Raw genomic sequence first — 19175 nt, 5'->3', positions numbered from 1 at the left:
TGTTATTTGCCTTTTTATCAGGTTAAAACGTATTTCAACCAGTTGCGCATCAGCGAGGGAAATGCGCGGTAAGGCTCAAGTATTAGCAACGCTTTGCGCGCTAACAATTGTCTAAATTAACAGACAAATTATGATATTTGGTTTTTTACTTTATTTGTGATGGGGAGCAAATAAGGCATGAAATAAAAAAAGGCGAGGAATATATCCTCGCCTTTTTCTGGTGCTGATGGCGTTACTTGTTGAGTTCGGCCAGGCTCAGCCAGGTTTGCACCACGGTGTCCGGGTTCAGGGACAGGCTGTCAATCCCCTCTTCCATCAGCCATGCGGCAAAGTCTTCATGGTCAGACGGACCCTGACCGCAAATCCCGACATATTTACCCTGTTTCTTCGCCGCGCGGATGGACATCGACAGCAGCGCTTTCACCGCCTCGTTACGCTCATCAAACAGTTCAGAGACCACGCCGGAGTCACGGTCAAGACCGAGCGTCAGCTGCGTCATGTCGTTCGAGCCGATAGAGAAGCCGTCGAAGTACTCCAGGAACTGCTCAGCCAGCAGGGCGTTGGACGGAATTTCACACATCATGATAATCTTCAGCCCGTTTTCGCCGCGCTTCAGACCCTGACGTGCCAGCTCCTCCACCACCGCTTTTGCCTGATCCACGGTACGCACGAACGGGATCATGATCTCAACGTTGGTCAGTCCCATGTCGTTGCGCACGCGCTTCACGGCGTCACATTCCAGCGCGAAGCAGGCACGGAAGCTGTCAGAAACATAACGTCCGGCTCCACGGAAGCCGAGCATTGGGTTCTCTTCTTCTGGCTCGTAACGCTCACCCCCCACCAGATTCGCGTATTCGTTTGACTTAAAGTCGGACAGACGCACGATCACGCGCTTCGGATAAAACGCCGCGCCCAGCGTGGCAATCCCCTCGGTCAGACGACCGACGTAGAACTCTTTTGGCGAGTCGTAACCTTTCATCATCTCGCGGATTTCGTTCTGCAGCTTCGCGTCCTGGTCGTCAAATTCCAGCAGCGCGCGCGGGTGAACGCCAATCATACGGTTGATGATAAATTCCAGACGCGCCAGGCCAACGCCTTCATTCGGCAGGCAGGCAAAGTCAAACGCACGATCCGGGTTACCAACGTTCATCATGATCTTCAGAGGCAGATCCGGCATGGTATCGACGCTTGAACTCTTCACGCTGAAGTCGAGAATATCGGCATACACGTAACCGGTATCACCTTCCGCACAGGAGACGGTCACTTTCTGATCGTCCTTCATGCGCTCGGTCGCGTCACCGCAACCGACAACGGCAGGGATCCCCAGCTCACGGGCGATGATTGCCGCGTGGCAGGTACGGCCACCGCGGTTGGTGACGATGGCCGCCGCTTTCTTCATGATCGGTTCCCAGTCCGGGTCGGTCATGTCGGTCACCAGCACATCGCCTGGCTGAATGCGGTTCATCTCGCTGATGTCATGGATCACTTTGACAGGACCGGCACCGATGCGATGGCCAATCGCGCGGCCTTCCGCCACGATTTTGCCCTGTGCGTGCAGGGTATAACGCTCCATCACCTGACCGCGGGAGCGGACAGTTTCCGGACGCGCCTGCACGATAAACAGCTTGCCGGTGTTGCCATCTTTGGCCCATTCGATATCCATCGGACGGCCGTAGTGTTTTTCGATCTGTACCGCCTGTTTCGCCAGCTCCTGCACTTCTGCATCGGTCAGGGAGAAACGGTCACGCATTTCCTGCGGTACGTCTTCAATCTTAACCTGCTTGCCATGCTCCTGCGTCGGGGCATAGATCATGCGGATTTTTTTCGAGCCCATCGTGCGGCGAACGACCGCCGGACGGTTTGCGGCCAGTGTCGGCTTATGAACGTAGAATTCGTCAGGGTTCACCGCGCCCTGTACTACCATCTCACCCAGACCCCACGCCGAGGTGATGAACACCACCTGGTCGAAGCCGGATTCGGTGTCGATGGAGAACATCACGCCGGAAGAGCCCACGTCGGAGCGCACCATGCGCTGTACGCCAGCAGAAAGCGCCACGCCGCGATGGTCATAGCCCTGGTGCACGCGGTAAGAGATGGCGCGGTCATTGAACAGGGACGCGAAGACGTGCTTCACCGCCACCAGCACGGCGTCATAACCCTGGACGTTAAGGAAGGTTTCCTGCTGTCCGGCGAATGACGCATCGGGCATATCTTCCGCGGTGGCAGAAGAACGCACGGCAAACGACGCCTGGGCATCATCTGCTGAGAGCTGGTTATAGGCTTCGTGAATGGCTTTTTCCAGTTCCGGCTGGAAAGGTGTGTCGATAATCCACTGGCGGATTTGGGCACCGGCTTTCGCAAGCTCGGTCACATCATCAATATCCGTTTTATCCAGCAGGTCATAAATGCGCTGGTTTACACCGCTCTGGTCTAAAAACAGGTTAAAGGCATCGGCGGTTGTGGCAAACCCGTTCGGTACGGAGACACCCATACCCGACAGATTTGTAATCATTTCACCCAGGGAGGCATTTTTGCCCCCAACTCTGTCTACATCATTCATGCCGAGTTGGTTATACCAAAGCACCAGCGGTGACGAGCCATTGTTGGACATCGAAACAATCCTTTTGTGATATTTGATCGGAGTAAGAAACACCTGACTACGTATTTATACTGGCATAATTATTTCCGCTAAAAAAACGGTGAATCGTGTAAGCAATTTAAATTTTCAACTTTTCGGATACTTTCCCACCATCCGCTAACCCGATGATTCCTATATATTCAGCCAAAAACCCTAAAAATAAAGTCGCTAATTGAAAAATGAAATCCACTTTTCAGGAAAATCAAAAACACCGTTTCATTTATAATTAGGATAAGTTCTTTGCTGTGTAATTTACTTTTTTAATTTATGCTTTCAGACAATTACGTACGATATTCAGGGTGGGTAAAATGGATAATGCTGTCGATCGCCACGTTTTTTATATTTCTGATGGTACGGCGATTACCGCCGAAGTGCTGGGACATGCGGTGATGTCGCAGTTCCCCGTTTCGATTAACAGCATCACGCTGCCGTTTGTGGAAAATGAGAGCCGTGCAAAGGCGGTGAAGGACCAGATTGACGCCATCTTCCAGCAGACGGGGGTCCGCCCGCTGGTCTTCTACTCCATCGTGATCCCTGAAATTCGCGCGATTATTTTGCAAAGTGAAGGGTTCTGTCAGGATATCGTCCAGGCGCTGGTGGCCCCGCTGCAGAGCGAACTGAAACTCGACCCGACGCCTATCGCCCACCGAACGCACGGGCTGAACCCCGGCAACCTGACCAAATACGATGCGCGTATCGCCGCCATTGATTACACCCTGGCGCACGACGACGGTATTTCGCTGCGTAACCTCGACCAGGCGCAGGTGATACTGCTGGGCGTCTCGCGTTGCGGAAAAACCCCGACCAGCCTTTATCTGGCGATGCAGTTCGGTATCCGTGCCGCCAACTACCCCTTTATTGCTGACGACATGGACAATCTGGTGCTGCCAGCCGCCCTTAAGCCGCTCCAGCACAAGCTGTTTGGCCTGACCATCAACCCGGAACGGCTGGCGGCAATACGTGAAGAACGGCGTGAGAATAGCCGCTACGCCTCAATGCGCCAGTGTCGAATGGAGGTTTCCGAGGTGGAAGCGCTGTACCGCAAAAACCAGATCCCGTGGCTAAACAGCACTAACTATTCGGTAGAAGAGATCGCCACCAAAATCCTCGATATCATGGGGCTCAACCGCCGCATGTACTAACATGCTAGTACAATAACTCAGAATCGGGTATCATCACCACATCCTCGGCGCGCAGACGCGCCGAACTTGAATTCAGCAGGGATTGGTTTAAGGTGATGCCCATCACTTCCCGGTAGTCTGCCGATGAAGCAAAAATTTTTCTGAGACATTTCATGAATAAAACCGATGAACTCCGCACTGCGCGCATTGACAGCCTGGTCACACCGGCTGAACTGGCACAGCGGCATCCTGTTTCCGCGGGTGTAGCGGAACATGTCACGGCATCCCGCCGTCGCATTGAAAAAATCCTTAATGGCGAAGACAAACGTCTTCTGGTGGTGATTGGCCCTTGCTCCATCCACGATCTGGATGCCGCAATGGATTACGCAAAACGGCTTCAGGGACTGCGGGACAAGTACCAGCATCGCCTTGAAATTGTCATGCGCACCTACTTTGAAAAACCGCGCACCGTCGTGGGCTGGAAAGGGCTGATTTCCGACCCGGACCTGAACGGCAGCTACCGTGTTAATTATGGCATTGAGCTGGCGCGTAAACTGCTTTTGCAGGTCAATGAGCTGGGCGTACCGACGGCCACCGAGTTTCTCGATATGGTGACCGGACAGTTTATCGCCGATCTCATCAGCTGGGGCGCTATCGGCGCGCGCACCACGGAAAGCCAGATCCACCGTGAGATGGCCTCTGCCCTCTCCTGCCCGGTTGGTTTTAAAAACGGTACCGATGGCAACACGCGAATTGCCGTTGACGCGATCCGTGCATCGCGTGCCAGCCATATGTTCCTGTCGCCGGATAAGCGCGGTCAGATGACCATTTATCAGACCAGCGGCAACCCATACGGGCATATCATCATGCGTGGCGGGAAAAAGCCTAATTACCACGCGCAAGATATTGCTGCGGCGTGTGAAACGCTGGCCGAGTTCGACCTGCCGGAACACCTGGTGGTGGATTTCAGCCACGGCAATTGCCAGAAACAGCATCGCCGCCAGTTGGATGTGTGTGATGAGATCTGCCAGCAGATCGTCAGCGGTTCAACCGCCATCGCGGGCATTATGGCCGAAAGTTTTATCCGGGAAGGCACGCAAAAAATCGTAGCCGGACAGCCAATGGTTTACGGCCAGTCGATCACCGACCCGTGCCTGAGCTGGGAAGACAGCGAACTGCTGCTGGAGAAACTGGCGGCAGCGGTCGATTCACGTTTTTAGTCCTTGCCTTTTACCCTCTCCTGCGGGAGAGGGTCTACGTATGCGCACGGCCACATCCGCTTCTGTTTTGATCCCATCACAGTTTTTTCACAAAAACGCTTGCCGTGAATTTTCACTTTGTTGATAATGATTATCATTGTTACATTGATTGTTATTTATAAACATTATGTCACGTACGGATAACAACGCGGCAACGCCCGAAAACACACACACAGCACCTGCCCCAGCGCGCCCCGATCGTCGGATCGACAGTAAAAGCCTGCTGGGGGACGAGGGACGCGTGATCATCGAGCATGACGGCCAGCTTTATCTGTTGCGCCAGACCCATGCCGGGAAGCTGATCCTCACCAAATAAATACCACAATACCTTCGCCAGCCACCCAGGTGATCCCCAGGCAGCCAGCGCTTTCGATTCTTTATGGAGAGTTGCTATGCCACACCTGCATTCCGCATTTTTGCGCCCGTCCTGTCTTGCGCTATCCATTGTCAGCGCCCTGCCGGGCGTCGCGTTTGCGGCCACAGATGACATGACCGTTATCGCCACCGGCAACGCACGCAGCGCCTTCGAAGCCCCGATGATGGTCAGCGTGATTGACACCGCGGCCCCGGAAAATCAGACCGCCAGCTCCGCCGCCGACCTGCTGCGCTACGTCCCAGGCCTGATGCTTGACGGCACCGGGCGCACCAACGGTCAGGACGTCAACCTGCGCGGTTACGACCGCCGCGGCGTGCTGGTGCTGGTGGATGGCGTGCGCCAGGGGACCGACACTGGCCACCTGAACAGCACGTTCCTCGACCCGGCTCTGATTAAACGTATCGAAGTGGTTCGCGGCCCGTCAGCCTTACTGTACGGCAGCGGCGCGCTGGGGGGCGTGATCGCGTATGACACCGCCGATGCAAATGACCTGCTGGAACCGGGCAAAAACAGCGGCTACCGCGTGTTTGGTACGGGCGCGACGGGCGATCACAGTCTGGGCATGGGGGCCAGCGCTTACGGGCGTACCGAAACCCTGGACGGACTGGTTGCCTGGTCGAGCCGCGATCGCGGCGATCTGCGCCAGAGCGACGGTGGAACAGCACCGAATGACGAATCCATCAACAACATGCTGGCAAAAGGCCGCTGGGCCATCGACCCGGCCCAGACGTTGAGCGGATCCCTGCGCTATTACAATAACGCGGCGCAGGAGCCAAAAAACCCGCAAACCCCCGCCGCGGACGCCAGCAGCAATCCCATGACCGATCGCTCCACCATTCAGCGAGACGCTCAGCTGGGCTATCACCTGGCTCCCCAGGGCAACGACTGGCTGAATGCCGATGCGAAACTCTACTGGTCTGAAGCGCGCATTAACGCCCAGAACATTGACGGCACCGGCGAGTTTCGCAAGCAGACCACCAAAGGTGGCAAAGTGGAAAACCGCACCCGTCTGTTCAGCGACACGTTTGCCTCACATCTTCTGACCTATGGCGGCGAATACTACCGTCAGGAGCAACATCCGGGGGGCACCACCACCGGCTTCCCGGAGGCTAAAATCGATTTTAGCTCCGGCTGGCTGCAGGACGAGATCACCCTGCGCGACCTGCCGGTCACGCTTCTCGGCGGTACCCGTTACGATAATTACCGCGGGAGCAATGAAGGATACGACGATGTGAACGCGGACAGATGGTCCTCCCGTGCCGGACTGACCATCAGCCCGACCGACTGGCTGATGCTGTTCGGCTCTTACGCACAGGCCTTCCGTGCGCCGACCATGGGTGAAATGTATAACGACGCCAAACACTTCTCCATCGGCCGCTTTTACACTAACTACTGGGTGCCGAACCCGAACCTGCGTCCGGAAACCAATGAAACGCAGGAGTTTGGCTTCGGGCTACGCTTTGACGACGTCATGCTTGCTAACGATGCGCTGGAATTCAAGGCCAGCTACTTCGACACCAAAGCCAAAGACTACATCTCCACCAGCGTCGATTTTGCGGCTGCGACCACCATGTCCATGAACGTTCCCCACGCCAAAATCTGGGGCTGGGACGTGATGGCGAAATACACGGCCGACCTGTTCAACCTCGACGTCGCCTACAACCGCACCCGGGGAAAAGATACCGATACGGGCGAGTATATCTCCAGCATCAACCCGGATACCGTCACCAGCAAGCTGGATATCCCGGTGGCGCAAAGCGGTTTCTCCGTGGGCTGGATCGGCACCTTCGTCGATCGCTCTACCCATATCAGCAGTAGCTACAGCGAACAGCCGGGCTATGCGGTTAACGATTTCTACGTAAGCTATAAAGGCCAGGAGCAGCTCAAAGGGGTAACCACGACGCTGGTGCTGGGTAACGCGTTCGACAAGGCGTACTGGTCTCCTCAGGGCATTCCTCAGGACGGACGCAACGGTAAGATTTTTGTGAGTTACCAGTGGTAATCCCCACGCCCCGGCCTGCCGGGGCCCTTATTCGAAAGGAAGAGACAATGAATCACTACACACGCTGGCTTGCGCTGAAAGAAGAAAACCCGGGTCAATACGCACGTGACATCGCAGGCTTAATGAACATCAGCGAAGCAGAGCTGACCTTCGCCCGCGTGGGCCACGACGCCTGGCGCCTGCACGGCGACATCCGCGAAATCATCGGCGCGCTGGAAGCCGTGGGCGAGACCAAATGCATCTGTCGTAACGACTATGCAGTTCACGAGCAGGTGGGCGCGTTTACGCATCAACACCTTAGCGGCCACGCCGGGCTGGTACTGAATCCGCGGGCGCTGGATCTGCGCCTGTTTCTCAACCAGTGGGCGAGCGCGTTCCACATCAGTGAAACCACCGCCCGCGGTGAGCGTCAGAGCATTCAGTTCTTCGACCTTCAGGGCGATGCCCTGCTGAAAGTTTACACGACCGATAACACCGATATTTCTGCCTGGGGCGACCTGCTTACGCGCTTTATCTTTGCCGATAATCCCCCACTGGCGCTGAAGCATGCCGATGTCCCTGCCCACAACGAAAAGGCTGATGCGGCCCTCGTTGATCAGGAGTGGCGCGCCATGACCGACGTGCATCAGTTCTTCGGCCTGCTGAAGCGCCACAATCTGAGCCGCCAGCAGGCGTTTCGTCTGGTGGGTGACGATCTGGCCTGCAGGATAGAAAACACTGCTCTGGCACAGCTGCTGGAAACGGTCCGCCTGGAGGGGAATGAGATGATGATCTTCGTCGGCAACCGCGGCTGCGTGCAGATCTTTACCGGCGTGGTGGAAAACGTCGTCCCGATGAAAGGCTGGCTCAACATCTTCAACCCAACCTTTACCCTGCATCTGCGAGATACGTTCATCGCCGAAACATGGGTGACGCGTAAACCTACCGCTGACGGGCACGTCACCAGCCTGGAGCTCTTCGCCGCCGACGGGACGCAAATCGCTCAGCTGTACGGTCAACGCAGCGAAGGTGAACCAGAGCAGCGTCAGTGGCGCAGCCAGGTCGACGCCCTGACCCGAAAAGGGCTGGCCGCATGAAAAAATGGCTCGCCCTGCTCTGCGCCCTGCCGCTGGTGACGTTCGCGGCCACACCGCAGAAAATTGTCGCCCTGGGGGGTGACGTGACTGAGATTATTTATGCCCTTGGCGCGGGATCGTCACTGGTTGCCCGCGACAGCACCAGCCAGTGGCCGCAGGCCGCGAACGCCCTGCCCGACGTCGGCTATTTGCGCCAGCTTAACGCGGAGGGGATCTTATCCATGCGCCCGACGCTGGTGCTGGCCAGTGCTCAGGCGCAGCCCTCTCTGGCGTTAAAACAGGTCGAGGAAAGTCACGTCAGTGTCGTCACCGTTCCCGGCAGTCATGACCTGAGCGTGATTGACGACAAGGTGCGAGTCATTGCCGAAGCGACGCATCGCGAAGCACAGGGGGACGCATTGCGCGCCAGGCTGCGCCAGGCGCTGGCAGCCCTGCCCACCTCGCCACTCGACAAACGGGTGCTGTTTATCCTCAACCACGGCGGGATGACCGCGATGGCTGCCGGACAACAGACCGCCGCGGATGCAGCCATTCGCGCAGCGGGTTTGCAAAACGCGATGCAGGGCTTTACCCGTTATCAGCCGCTGTCCCAGGAAGGCGTGATTGCCAGCCAGCCTGACCTTGTGGTGATTTCGCAGGATGGCGTAAAGGCATTGGGCGGCGAAGCGAATGTGTGGACACTTCCCGGCCTGGCGCAAACGCCGGCGGGACGGAACAGGCAGGTGCTGACCATCGACGATATGGCGCTGCTGGGCTTTAGCGTACGCACGCCGCAGGCCATACAGCAATTGCGCACCCGGGCGGAGCAACTGCCCTGATGTCCAGACGGATCGCGCTGTCGCTGTGGATGCTGGCCGCCATCCTGACGGTCATGACGCTGGCGGCCTCCGGGGCTGGCGCACTGCATCTGCCGGTCAGTCTGCTGTGGCGCGGCAGTGATGAAACCCTGCGTCAGATCTGGCTGACCATTCGTCTCCCCCGGGTCCTGCTGGCGCTGGTCACCGGCGGCTCGCTGGCGCTGGCAGGCTGCGTAATGCAGGGGCTTTTTCGTAATCCGCTGGCGGATCCGGGGCTGCTTGGGATCAGCAGCGGCGCGGCGCTGGCCGTGGCTCTGTGGGTGGTTATTCCCCTCTCGCTCCCCGCGCTGATGATGCTTTACGCTCCCATGATCGCGGCATTTGGGGGTGCGCTGGCGGCCACTTTGGTCATTTTTGTCCTAAGCCAGCAGCGTAACAGCACACTTTCACGGCTGTTACTGGTAGGCATTGCCCTCAATGCCCTGTGCGGTGCGGCAGTCGGCGTACTGTCATGGCTCAGCAATGATGCCCAGCTTCGCCAGCTCTCCCTCTGGGGCATGGGCAGCCTGGGTCAGGCGCAGTGGTCTACGCTGCTGGCCGTCACCTCGCTGATGGTGCCAGGCGTTCTGATTATCTGGCGTCTTGCCTGCACGCTCAATTTACTGCAGCTGGGTGAAGAAGAAGCGCACTACCTTGGCGTGGCGGTAGCAAAGGTACAGCGGATCCTGTTGCTGTGCAGCGCCTTACTGGTTGCCGCCGCGGTTGCCGTCAGCGGGGTGATTGGTTTTGTCGGTCTGGTGGTGCCGCACCTGATACGGATGTGGCTGGGCGCCGATCACCGGGCCGTGATCCCTGGCTCCGTACTGGCCGGGGCGTCGCTGCTGCTGGTTGCCGATACGGTGGCGCGCACGCTGGTCGCGCCGGCTGAAATGCCGGTCGGTTTACTGACCAGTCTCTTCGGCGCGCCGTGGTTCCTGTGGCTCATTTTTCGTCGTGGAGGCGCACATGGCTGAACGCTACTGCGCGGAACGTCTTGTTTATCAGGTCGGGCAACGGACGCTTATCAACGACGTGTCGCTGGCGTTATCTCCGGGGGAAATGGTGGCGTTGATTGGGCCTAACGGTGCCGGAAAATCGACGTTACTGCGCCTGCTCACGGGCTATCTCACGCCTTCTGGCGGGCAATGCAGCCTGGCGGGTACGCCGCTTGAGGCGTGGCACCCGCAAAAGCTTTCACGCCGCCGGGCAGTGATGCGCCAGAATACGCAGCTCGGTTTCGACTGGCCGGTCGACGCGGTGGTGGGTATGGGCCGCGCGCCCTGGACGCGCTACCCGGAAGCCCCGGTTGTCGAAGCCGTAATGGCGATAACGGGCTGCCTGCCCCTCGCAGACCGACACTTTTCGGCCCTCTCCGGTGGCGAGCAACAACGGATCCAGCTCGCCCGCGCCCTGGCGCAGCTCTGGCATGACGGCGGGCCGCGCGGCTGGCTGTTTCTCGATGAACCCACTTCCGCGCTGGATCTTTACCACCAGCAGCATCTGCTGCGGCTGTTGAAATCCCTGACCCGTCAGGGCGATTTTCACGTGTGCGTGGTGCTGCACGACCTCAATCTGGCAGCGCTGTGGGCGGACCGGATCCTGCTGCTGCATAACGGCACGCTGGTTTCTCAGGGCACGCCGGAAACGGTTTTACAGGCCGACGCGCTGGTCCGGTGGTATGGCGCACAGGTATACGTTGGCCCACATCCGGTTCACGCCTCACCGCAGGTGTTTCTCGCCCCCTGACCGGGCTGATAAAAATCTTTCAGCGTCTCAAGCAGGGCATGCGCCGCTTTTGAAAGCTGCGTGTGCCCGGGGTGGATCACGCCGATGCATTTTTCAATCGGCGGGTTATCGAGTGGAATACAGACCGCGCCTAACGAGGTCATCTGCGCCTCGCACAGTGCCGGGACCGCACTGCCGCCCAGGCCGCTGGCGACCATTCTGCCCACCGTCACCAGCTGATGGCTCTCCAGCGCCACATCCAGTTTACGACCGCTGCGGGCCAGCTCTTCTTCCATCATCAGACGAACGGCCGAAGGGCGCTGCAGGGTAATGAAATCCAGCGTCAGTAGCGCCTCCCATGACAGGCGTTTTTTGGCTGCCAGAGCGGATGATTTCGGCACAATGGCGACAAATCGATCGAGACCCAGCGGCGTAAAAAGCAGGTTATGAGTCGGCGCCGGTTCAAACGCGATCCCCATCTCGACCCGCCCTTCACGCACCATTTCAATTACCTGCTCGTTGATAACATCGTGCACGGTGACGTTGATCCCGGCGTGGCGATCGCGAAATGCCTTGAGCACCTCCGGCAGGACATTCGCCGCAAATGACGGCATCGCCGCGACTGAGATTTTGCCGCGCTGCAGCGTAAAGCACTGATGCATGGCCTCTTCGGCGTTATCCCAGTCCGCCAGCAGCTGCCGCGCCATCGGTAAAAAGGTCTCCCCCTCCTGCGTTAGCGCCACCTTGCGGGTGCTGCGCTGCAACAGCGGTCCCCCCAGCGCCTCCTCCAGGCCTTTAATCGTCAGGCTAAGCGCCGGCTGGGAAAGATTCAGCCGTTCACTGGCATGCGCGAAATTCAGAGTGTGAGCTACCGCTAAAAACGCGCGTAACTGTTTGACACTCATTCTCATTTTTCACCTTGTTAACTAATTGAAAAAATTTAGTTAACAGGAAATTAATAAAAAAACCAAATGAGTGGGTCACAAATTCAAAATTAACAAATGAGTCGCCGCCCCTAATGATACCGGCACGGATAACGGGAGGGATGATTATGGCGGGACTGGATAAGCGCGTCGGCAGCTATGCGCAGGCGCTGGACGGGCTGACGGACGGAATGACATTGCTGGCAGGCGGCTTCGGCCTGTGCGGCATTCCTGAGAACCTGATTGCCGAAGTCAGACGCCGTCAGGTGCAGGGGCTGACGGTGGTTTCAAACAACTGCGGCGTCGATGGTTTTGGTCTCGGGATACTCCTTGAGACGCGCCAGGTACGAAAAGTGGTGGCGTCGTACGTGGGCGAAAACGCGCTGTTTGAGCAACAGGTGTTGAGCGGCGAGCTGGAAGTGGAACTCACCCCACAGGGAACCCTGGCAGAAAAGGTTCGCGCTGGCGGAGCGGGAATTCCGGCGTTTTACACGGCCACCGGCTATGGCACCCCCGTGGCTGCTGGCAAGGAAGTTCGCCAGTTTGCCGGCAAGCATTATGTCCTCGAAGAGGCCATCACCGGCGATTTTGCGCTGATCAAGGGCTGGAAAGCGGACTGGTACGGCAACGTTATCTATCGCCATACCGCGCAAAACTTTAACCCGCTGATGGCCACCGCGGGCCGGATAACGGTAGTGGAAGTGGAAGAGATCGTCGCCCCGGGCGAACTGCCCCCGTCGGCCATTCATACCCCGGGGATCTACGTCGACAGGCTGATTGTCGGCCAGTTCGAGAAACGCATTGAACAGCGCACGCTGCGCGCAGAGGGAGTCTGAAGATGTTAACCCGTGAACAGATGGCCATGCGCGTCGCCCGAGAACTGCGCGACGGTTACTACGTCAACCTGGGGATAGGGATCCCGACCCTTGTGGCGAACTATATTCCGGCGGGAATGGACGTGATGCTCCAGTCTGAAAACGGCCTGCTGGGGATGGGAGCCTTTCCGGATGAGCAGAGCCTTGACGCCGACATGATCAACGCCGGTAAGCAGACCGTCACCGCGAGGATCGGTGCCGCCATTTTCGACTCGGCCCAGTCGTTCGCCATGATCCGGGGCGGTCATGTTGACCTGACCGTACTCGGGGCGTTCGAAGTGGATGTCGAAGGCAACATCGCCTCGTGGATGATCCCGGGCAAGATGGTGAAAGGGATGGGAGGCGCGATGGATCTGGTCGCCGGGGCGCAGAACATCATTGTGGTGATGACCCATGCCGCAAAAAACGGCGAGTCAAAACTGCTGCCGCGCTGCACGCTGCCGTTGACCGGCGCTGGCTGTATCCGTCGGGTGTTAACCGACCTTGCGTTGCTGGAGATTGAAGACGGCGCGTTCATTCTGCGGGAATACGCCCCCGGCGTCAGTATTGACGACATCGTCAGTAAAACAGCCGGGAAAATCATCGTGGCGGACGACGTGCGCGAGATGCGCTTCAACTGAGGAGTGAACATGAATGAGGTCATGATTGTCGGGGCCACGCGAACCCCTGTAGGCAGTTTTCGCGGATCGCTCTCCTCCCTTTCCGCGGTTGAACTGGGTGCCGTAGCGGTTCGTCGCCTGCTTGAGAACAGCCAGCTGTGCGCAGATCAGGTAGACGAACTGATTTTCGGTCAGGTGCTGACGGCAGGGTGCGGACAAAACCCCGCCCGTCAGACCGCTCTCACGGCCGGATTGCCCGTCAGTACGCCCGCGACAACCGTCAATCTGGTGTGCGGTGCTGGTTTAAAAGCGGTGCAGCTCGCCGCGCAGGCTATCCGCTGCGGCGATGCCGACGTGGTTATCGCTGGCGGCCAGGAGAGCATGAGCAATGCCCCTTACCTGCTGGACGGTGCGCGGTCAGGGTTGCGTTTTGGTCATACAGGATTGCAGGACAGCATGATAACGGACGGCCTGTGGGACGCATTTAACGATTATCACATGGGCATCACCGCGGAAAATGTTGCCCGCCAGTATGGCATCTCCCGCGAGCAGCAGGACGCTTTTGCCGCCCGGTCGCAGCAAAAAGCGGCGTCGGCCATTGAGCACGGTCTGTTTGACGCGGAGATAGCTCCGGTCACGGTGAGCGAGGGTAAAAAGCCGCCGCGCCTGGTCAACAGTGATGAACAACCCCGGCCGGGAACCACCGCTGAGCAACTCGCTCAGTTGCGCCCTGCCTTTCGTCGTGAAGATGGAACGGTCACGGCGGGTAATGCCTCAACCCTGAACGATGGTGCCGCTGCGGTACTGTTGATGAGCGGTGAAAAAGCGCGGGAAAGCGGATTACCGATCCTGGGACGGGTCGTGAGTTATGCCGTGACCGGCGTTGATCCATCGGTGATGGGCATCGGGCCGGTCAGCGCCTGCCAGACGGCTCTGGCCCGGGCAGGCTGGGCGCTGGATGAGGTGGACGTCATTGAAGCGAATGAAGCCTTTGCCGCACAGGCGCTGGCCGTTGGCAAACTGCTCGGCTGGGATGAACGTAAGGTGAACGTTAACGGTGGTGCGATTGCGCTTGGCCACCCCATCGGCGCCTCTGGCTGTCGGATCCTCGTCACGCTGCTGCATGAGATGCAACGCCGCGACGCGAAAAAAGGGCTCGTCACCCTGTGTGTGGGAGGGGGGCAAGGCATTGCATTAACCCTTGCGCGCTAACCGCGCCCGGACATCTCGTTGGTACCCGAATATAACAATGATAGTGAGGAGTCATAATGAGTGTGTTGATTGCCCTGGCGGCGCTGGCATTGCTGATGCTCGCGGCCTATCGCGGATACAGCGTTATTCTGTTTGCCCCCATCGCGGCGCTGGGTGCCGTGCTGCTGACCGACCCGGGGGCCGTCGGCCCGACGTTTACCGGTCTGTTTATGGAAAAGATGGTCGGCTTCGTCAAGCTCTACTTCCCGGTGTTCCTGCTGGGTGCCGTGTTTGGCAAGCTGATTGAGCTTTCCGGTTTCTCACGCGCGATCGTCGCTGCAGCGATCCAGATCCTCGGGCGCCGCCATGCGATTCCGGTCATTGTGCTGGTGTGTGCATTGTTAACGTACGGCGGCGTTTCGCTCTTCGTGGTGGCCTTTGCCGTCTATCCTTTTGCGGCCGAACTGTTCCGCCAGAGCGGCATCCCCAAACGTCTTATCCCGGCGACCGTGGCTCTGGGTGCGTTCTCGTTTACCATGGACGCCCTGCCCGGTACGCCGCAGATCCAGAACATTATCCCCACCAGCTTCTTTGGCACTAACGCCTGGGCCGCCCCGTGGCTTGGGCTGATTGGCTCGCTGTTTATCCTCTGTTTTGGCCTGCTCTGGCTGGAGCGTCAGCGGCGAAAGGCGCTCAACAACAATGAAGGTTACGGTTCCGATCTGAAAAATGAACCTGAAACGCCGGACAACATTAATCTGCCCCATCCGCTGATCGCCATTTCCCCTCTGCTGCTGGTGGGGATCCTCAACCTGCTGTTTACCCGCTGGATCCCCGGCTGGTACGGGACGCAACATGAGCTTATCCTGCCCGGACTGGCGAAGCCGATTGTCACCGAGGTCAGCAAAATCACCGCCATCTGGGCCGTGGAAGCGGCGCTGATCGCGGGTATTGTCATGGTACTGCTTTTTGGATTTCGCAATATCCGGGGACGGCTGGCAGAAGGCAGCCGGACGGCGGTCAGCGGCGCCATTCTGGCGGCAATGAATACCGCGTCTGAATATGGTTTCGGGGCGGTGATCGCTGCACTGCCCGGTTTTCTGGTCTTATCCAAAGCGCTCGCCGCTATCCCGAACCCGTTGCTCAACGAAGCCATCAGCGTGACCGTGCTTGCCGGGATCACCGGTTCGGCGTCGGGCGGGATGAGCATCGCCCTTGCGGCCATGGCCGATACGTTTGTCGCGGCCGCCCACGCAGCCAATATCCCTCTGGAGGTTCTCCACCGCGTGGCCTCGATGGCCAGCGGCGGCATGGATACGCTTCCCCATAACGGGGCCGTGATTACGTTGCTTGCCATTACGGGTCTGAGCCATCGTCAGGCGTATGGCGGCATTTTCGCTATCACCCTCATCAAAAGTCTGGCGGTGCTTTTTGTCATTGCCGTGTTCTATCTCACCGGCATTGTGTAAGGAGAATAAAATGAATCTGAACGGTAAAACTGCACTGGTGACCGGCTCGACCAGCGGTATTGGACTTGGGATCGCTGGCGTGCTGGCGAAGGCCGGCGCGCAGTTGATTCTTAACGGTTTCGGCGACAGTGAATCGGCAAGAGACGAAATCGCGAAACGGGGTAAAACGCCGGGCTATCACGATGCGGACCTGCGTGACGTCCAGCAGATTGAAGCCATGATGCACTACGCCGAAACCCGGTATGGCGGAGTCGATATTCTGATCAACAACGCCGGTATACAGCACGTCGCACCTGTTGATGCGTTCCCGGTGGAGAAATGGAACGACATTATCGCCATCAACCTCTCTTCCGTCTTTCACACCAGCCGGCTGGCGCTGCCTGCGATGCAGGCGAAAAACTGGGGGCGCATCATTAATATCGCCTCCGTGCATGGGTTGGTCGCGTCGAAAGAGAAATCCGCCTATGTTGCCGCCAAGCATGGCGTGGTGGGCTTTACCAAATCCCTGGCGCTGGAGACCGCCCGCTCCGGTATTACCGCCAATGCCATCTGCCCGGGCTGGGTGCTGACCCCGCTGGTGCAGCAGCAAATCGACAGACGTATTGCCGATGGCGTCGCACCGGATGTCGCTCGTGAGCAACTGCTGGCAGAGAAACAGCCCGCCGGTGAGTTTGTTACGCCGGAACAGCTAGGCGAGCTGGCGTTGTTTTTGTGCAGTGACAGCGCCGTACAGGTCCGCGGCGCCGCCTGGAATATGGATGGCGGATGGGTCGCACAGTGACCGCGGTATCGGCATAAAAAAACCTGGCACCGCAAGGTGTCAGGTTTTGTCCGCCCGGGCTAGCTCGAACAGCTCACTTCCAGGCGTTTTCCCCAGTCCGGCGGACGGCTGACATAGTCGTCATCACGGTCAGCAAACGGCGTACGCAGAGCCACATGCAGGCGATGTAATTCGTCATACTCACCCTGTTCTGCCTGTTCAATGGCCCGCTGCGCCAGCCAGTTGCGCAACACCATCGCCGGGTTCGCCGCGTTCATTTGCGCCTGCCGGGTTGCGTCGTCGACCTGCTCTTGCTGCAATCGCGCACGGTAAAGCGCAAACCAGTCGTCAAAGCCCTGCCTGTCAATGAACTCGTCGCGCAGCGGTGAGGCACTACTGTGTTGCTCAGTCTGGCTCAGCATCCGGAAGGTGCGGGTGTAATCGCTGCCTTCACGTTCCATGAGGGCAAACAGAGCGTTCAGGATGTCGTTATCGCCCCTCTCCTGCGTCACCAGCCCCAGTTTGTTGCGCATCAACGCGCCGTATTCGCGCAGTAAAATGTCCTGGTAGCTGTCGAGCGCATCATTCAGGGCATCAACGTCGATAAACGGCGACAGAGTTTGCGCAAGGCGCTGCAGGTTCCACAGGCCAACAGCCGGCTGATTGTCGAAACTGTAACGTCCCTGATAGTCAGAATGGTTGCAGATGTACCCCGGCTGATAGTCATCAAGGAAGCCAAACGGACCGTAATCAAAGGTCAACCCGAGAAGCGACATGTTGTCCGTGTTCATCACCCCATGGGCAAACCCGACCGTCTGCCAGCGGGCAATCATGGTTGCGGTACGGGCTACCACATCGCGGAACCAGAGAGTGTATTTATCGGCCTCGTCCTGGAAATGAGACCAGTGATGACGAATGGCATAATCCGCAAGCTGGCGGACTTTTTCCGGCTCACGACGATAATAAAAGTGTTCAAAGTGGCCAAAACGCAGATGGCTTTGCGCAACGCGCATAAGCATCGCCCCTTTTTCCATCGTTTCACGCGCCACCGGGGTGTCACTGGTTACAATCGACAGTGCGCGGGTGGTGGGGATCCCCAGCGCATGCATCGCTTCTGATGCCAGACATTCGCGAATAGTCGAACGCAATACCGCGCGCCCGTCGCCCATTCGAGAGTAAGGGGTCAGGCCGGCCCCCTTCAGGTGCCAGTCCACCGTCTCCCCGTTGGGCAGCCGTTGTTCGCCCAGCAGAATCCCCCGGCCATCGCCCAGTTGTCCTGCCCAGACGCCAAACTGATGTCCGCTATAGACCTGAGCCAGAGGCTGCATACCGGCAAGCAGCGTTTCGCCTCCCCAGACGCCAGCGCCGTCGGAGGGCTGAAACATCTCAGGTGGAACAGCCAGCTCATCTGCCAGCCGATCATTATGCCAGATAAGACGGGAATTTTGTAACGGTGTGGGTTTGAGTGCGGTATAAAAACCCGGCAACTCGTCATGCCAGTGAGCAGTAAAAGACAGGGTCATAGGTCCTCCTGCTTTTAGTGTAGAGGGTTTACCCGGACTTAAACACGGGCGAAAGAGAGGGTTATCACTGAACGAGCGTGGTGACGTGCTCTGCAGAGACGGCTGGCCAGAGCGCCCCCTGCATTGCGCCAAAGTTAAAGGACAAGACGCGCTGCAATAAACCGTGGTCATCAATGCCGCCGACGAGCACGGACTGACAGTGAGGCGTTATTTGCCAAAGGATTGCGCGCATAAAAGGCTCAAAAGAGAGTTCAGAAGCACGCTGCTGGATAAATCCCTTGTCGAGAATGACCCGTTTAAACAATCCATCATAAACGGCTTTCAACGACGCTGCGCCTGCGCCAAAGTTTGCCAGCACCAGCGGAAAATGGATTGCCATTCTCGCCAGTTGCAGATCGTCCTTCCCGTTATTTAAACCTGGATAATTCTCATTAACAGTAAACTCAAGAAACGGATAACGCTCAAGTATTGAAACAGCGTTCCCATTACTTAATAAAAATTCAACAATTACAGGTGTAATATTGATCCATGCAATTAACTGATGCTGAATAAAAAACAGTTTACAGGTATCAAGCAATTGCAGTTTCTCGTTAAACAACGCTAACTCTTCTTCAGCAGAAAGCCGCGGGATAACGAGTTCGGTGGGGATCCGAACGTGGGTACCGACGCCAGTAAAGTTAACCAGAACCTCTAAACCTTTAAGCTCGCCGGCGCTATTTCGGGCAGGCAGAAGCATCAGTTCAGACTGGTAAGCATTATCTAGCGTAATAATCATTGCACTCGCCCCGCATTAAAGATGAGA

17 protein-coding genes are annotated in these 19175 nt (G+C 57.8%); 13 read left to right on the top strand and 4 right to left on the bottom strand.

All coding sequences use genetic code 11. From position 1 onward, the window contains the following. Window positions 1-232: 232 nt before the first annotated feature. Window positions 233-2611 carry a phosphoenolpyruvate synthase gene (ppsA, locus tag L462_RS18070; protein ID WP_020884386.1) on the bottom strand — a complete coding sequence of 793 codons (2379 nt, stop codon included), beginning with the start codon at window positions 2609-2611 and terminating at the stop codon, window positions 233-235. A gap of 335 nt (window positions 2612-2946) precedes the next feature. On the opposite strand from ppsA, the gene ppsR reads away from it, so the two are divergent. The 8 genes from ppsR to L462_RS18110 all read left to right on the top strand — a co-directional run bounded on the left by ppsR (window position 2947) and on the right by L462_RS18110 (window position 11054). After that, window positions 2947-3780, top strand: a complete 834-nt coding sequence (gene ppsR / locus L462_RS18075) for a posphoenolpyruvate synthetase regulatory kinase/phosphorylase PpsR (protein ID WP_020884387.1) — start codon at window positions 2947-2949, stop codon at window positions 3778-3780. Window positions 3781-3932: 152 nt separating this feature from the next. After that, window positions 3933-4979 (top strand): 3-deoxy-7-phosphoheptulonate synthase AroH, encoded by a 1047-nt coding sequence (aroH, locus tag L462_RS18080; RefSeq protein ID WP_025204385.1) that lies wholly within the window; start codon window positions 3933-3935, stop codon window positions 4977-4979. A gap of 166 nt (window positions 4980-5145) precedes the next feature. Beyond that, window positions 5146-5334 carry a hemin uptake protein HemP gene (hemP, locus tag L462_RS18085; protein ID WP_032677988.1) on the top strand — a complete coding sequence of 63 codons (189 nt, stop codon included), beginning with the start codon at window positions 5146-5148 and terminating at the stop codon, window positions 5332-5334. 76 nt (window positions 5335-5410) lie between these two features. After that, a complete protein-coding gene (locus L462_RS18090; RefSeq protein WP_032677987.1) occupies window positions 5411-7396 on the top strand; it encodes a TonB-dependent hemoglobin/transferrin/lactoferrin family receptor in 1986 nt (661 codons plus the stop codon). A gap of 47 nt (window positions 7397-7443) precedes the next feature. Further along, entirely contained in the window at window positions 7444-8472 is a 1029-nt protein-coding gene (locus L462_RS18095; RefSeq protein WP_032677985.1) for a hemin-degrading factor, read from the top strand. Further along, window positions 8469-9290 carry a heme/hemin ABC transporter substrate-binding protein gene (locus tag L462_RS18100; protein WP_032677984.1) on the top strand — a complete coding sequence of 274 codons (822 nt, stop codon included), beginning with the start codon at window positions 8469-8471 and terminating at the stop codon, window positions 9288-9290. Before L462_RS18095 ends, L462_RS18100 begins: the two co-directional genes overlap by 4 nt. After that, window positions 9290-10282, top strand: a complete 993-nt coding sequence (locus L462_RS18105; protein ID WP_032677983.1) for a FecCD family ABC transporter permease — start codon at window positions 9290-9292, stop codon at window positions 10280-10282. The genes L462_RS18100 and L462_RS18105 overlap by 1 nt, the downstream gene beginning before the upstream one ends. Next, on the top strand, window positions 10275-11054 hold the full coding sequence (locus L462_RS18110; RefSeq protein ID WP_032677982.1) for a heme ABC transporter ATP-binding protein: 780 nt from the start codon (window positions 10275-10277) through the stop codon (window positions 11052-11054). The genes L462_RS18105 and L462_RS18110 overlap by 8 nt, the downstream gene beginning before the upstream one ends. Here the strand turns inward: L462_RS18110 and L462_RS18115 are convergent. Next, window positions 11021-11944, bottom strand: a complete 924-nt coding sequence (locus L462_RS18115; protein WP_020884395.1) for a LysR family transcriptional regulator — start codon at window positions 11942-11944, stop codon at window positions 11021-11023. The two genes, L462_RS18110 and L462_RS18115, sit on opposite strands and share 34 nt — an antisense overlap. A 140-nt stretch (window positions 11945-12084) precedes the next feature. On the opposite strand from L462_RS18115, the gene L462_RS18120 reads away from it, so the two are divergent. The 5 genes from L462_RS18120 to L462_RS18140 are packed head-to-tail and all read left to right on the top strand — an operon-like array spanning window position 12085 to window position 16871. Next, complete coding sequence (locus L462_RS18120; RefSeq protein WP_032677981.1) at window positions 12085-12792, top strand: CoA transferase subunit A; 708 nt, start codon at window positions 12085-12087, stop codon at window positions 12790-12792. A gap of 2 nt (window positions 12793-12794) precedes the next feature. After that, window positions 12795-13451 carry a CoA transferase subunit B gene (locus L462_RS18125; RefSeq protein WP_014169704.1) on the top strand — a complete coding sequence of 219 codons (657 nt, stop codon included), beginning with the start codon at window positions 12795-12797 and terminating at the stop codon, window positions 13449-13451. 9 nt (window positions 13452-13460) lie between these two features. Continuing rightward, window positions 13461-14642 carry an acetyl-CoA C-acetyltransferase gene (locus L462_RS18130; RefSeq protein WP_032677980.1) on the top strand — a complete coding sequence of 394 codons (1182 nt, stop codon included), beginning with the start codon at window positions 13461-13463 and terminating at the stop codon, window positions 14640-14642. Window positions 14643-14695: 53 nt separating this feature from the next. Further along, entirely contained in the window at window positions 14696-16090 is a 1395-nt protein-coding gene (locus L462_RS18135) for a GntP family permease (RefSeq protein WP_196480799.1), read from the top strand. A 10-nt stretch (window positions 16091-16100) separates the two neighbouring features. Then, complete coding sequence (locus L462_RS18140) at window positions 16101-16871, top strand: 3-hydroxybutyrate dehydrogenase (RefSeq protein ID WP_032677978.1); 771 nt, start codon at window positions 16101-16103, stop codon at window positions 16869-16871. Between the two features lie 59 nt (window positions 16872-16930). Here L462_RS18140 and selO read toward each other — a convergent pair whose 3' ends face one another. Then, the gene (gene selO, locus L462_RS18145) at window positions 16931-18373 is read right to left on the bottom strand and encodes a protein adenylyltransferase SelO (protein WP_032677977.1); all 1443 of its coding nucleotides are present in this window, start codon (window positions 18371-18373) and stop codon (window positions 16931-16933) included. Between the two features lie 64 nt (window positions 18374-18437). After that, the gene (locus tag L462_RS18150) at window positions 18438-19148 is read right to left on the bottom strand and encodes an EAL domain-containing protein (protein ID WP_020884402.1); all 711 of its coding nucleotides are present in this window, start codon (window positions 19146-19148) and stop codon (window positions 18438-18440) included. Between the last annotated feature and the right edge of the window lie 27 nt (window positions 19149-19175).

Origin of the sequence: Enterobacter sp. BIDMC 26 (genome assembly GCF_000534435.1) — a bacterium.
Taxonomy (GTDB): Bacteria; Pseudomonadota; Gammaproteobacteria; order Enterobacterales; family Enterobacteriaceae; genus Enterobacter; species Enterobacter ludwigii.
This window is presented reverse-complemented; position numbering and strand designations above follow the sequence as displayed.

What these genes read in the sequence shown, in the direction of transcription:
- L462_RS18130 (WP_032677980.1), top strand. Translation starts at nt 13,461, where the DNA reads ATGAATGAGGTCATGATTGTCGGGGCCACGCGAACCCCTGTAGGCAGT.
- selO (WP_032677977.1), bottom strand. Translation starts at nt 18,373, where the DNA reads ATGACCCTGTCTTTTACTGCTCACTGGCATGACGAGTTGCCGGGTTTT.
- L462_RS18140 (WP_032677978.1), top strand. Translation starts at nt 16,101, where the DNA reads ATGAATCTGAACGGTAAAACTGCACTGGTGACCGGCTCGACCAGCGGT.
- L462_RS18105 (WP_032677983.1), top strand. Translation starts at nt 9,290, where the DNA reads ATGTCCAGACGGATCGCGCTGTCGCTGTGGATGCTGGCCGCCATCCTG.
- ppsA (WP_020884386.1), bottom strand. Translation starts at nt 2,611, where the DNA reads ATGTCCAACAATGGCTCGTCACCGCTGGTGCTTTGGTATAACCAACTC.
- L462_RS18120 (WP_032677981.1), top strand. Translation starts at nt 12,085, where the DNA reads ATGGCGGGACTGGATAAGCGCGTCGGCAGCTATGCGCAGGCGCTGGAC.
- ppsR (WP_020884387.1), top strand. Translation starts at nt 2,947, where the DNA reads ATGGATAATGCTGTCGATCGCCACGTTTTTTATATTTCTGATGGTACG.
- L462_RS18115 (WP_020884395.1), bottom strand. Translation starts at nt 11,944, where the DNA reads ATGAGAATGAGTGTCAAACAGTTACGCGCGTTTTTAGCGGTAGCTCAC.
- L462_RS18090 (WP_032677987.1), top strand. Translation starts at nt 5,411, where the DNA reads ATGCCACACCTGCATTCCGCATTTTTGCGCCCGTCCTGTCTTGCGCTA.
- L462_RS18110 (WP_032677982.1), top strand. Translation starts at nt 10,275, where the DNA reads ATGGCTGAACGCTACTGCGCGGAACGTCTTGTTTATCAGGTCGGGCAA.
- aroH (WP_025204385.1), top strand. Translation starts at nt 3,933, where the DNA reads ATGAATAAAACCGATGAACTCCGCACTGCGCGCATTGACAGCCTGGTC.
- L462_RS18125 (WP_014169704.1), top strand. Translation starts at nt 12,795, where the DNA reads ATGTTAACCCGTGAACAGATGGCCATGCGCGTCGCCCGAGAACTGCGC.
- L462_RS18100 (WP_032677984.1), top strand. Translation starts at nt 8,469, where the DNA reads ATGAAAAAATGGCTCGCCCTGCTCTGCGCCCTGCCGCTGGTGACGTTC.
- hemP (WP_032677988.1), top strand. Translation starts at nt 5,146, where the DNA reads ATGTCACGTACGGATAACAACGCGGCAACGCCCGAAAACACACACACA.
- L462_RS18150 (WP_020884402.1), bottom strand. Translation starts at nt 19,148, where the DNA reads ATGATTATTACGCTAGATAATGCTTACCAGTCTGAACTGATGCTTCTG.
- L462_RS18095 (WP_032677985.1), top strand. Translation starts at nt 7,444, where the DNA reads ATGAATCACTACACACGCTGGCTTGCGCTGAAAGAAGAAAACCCGGGT.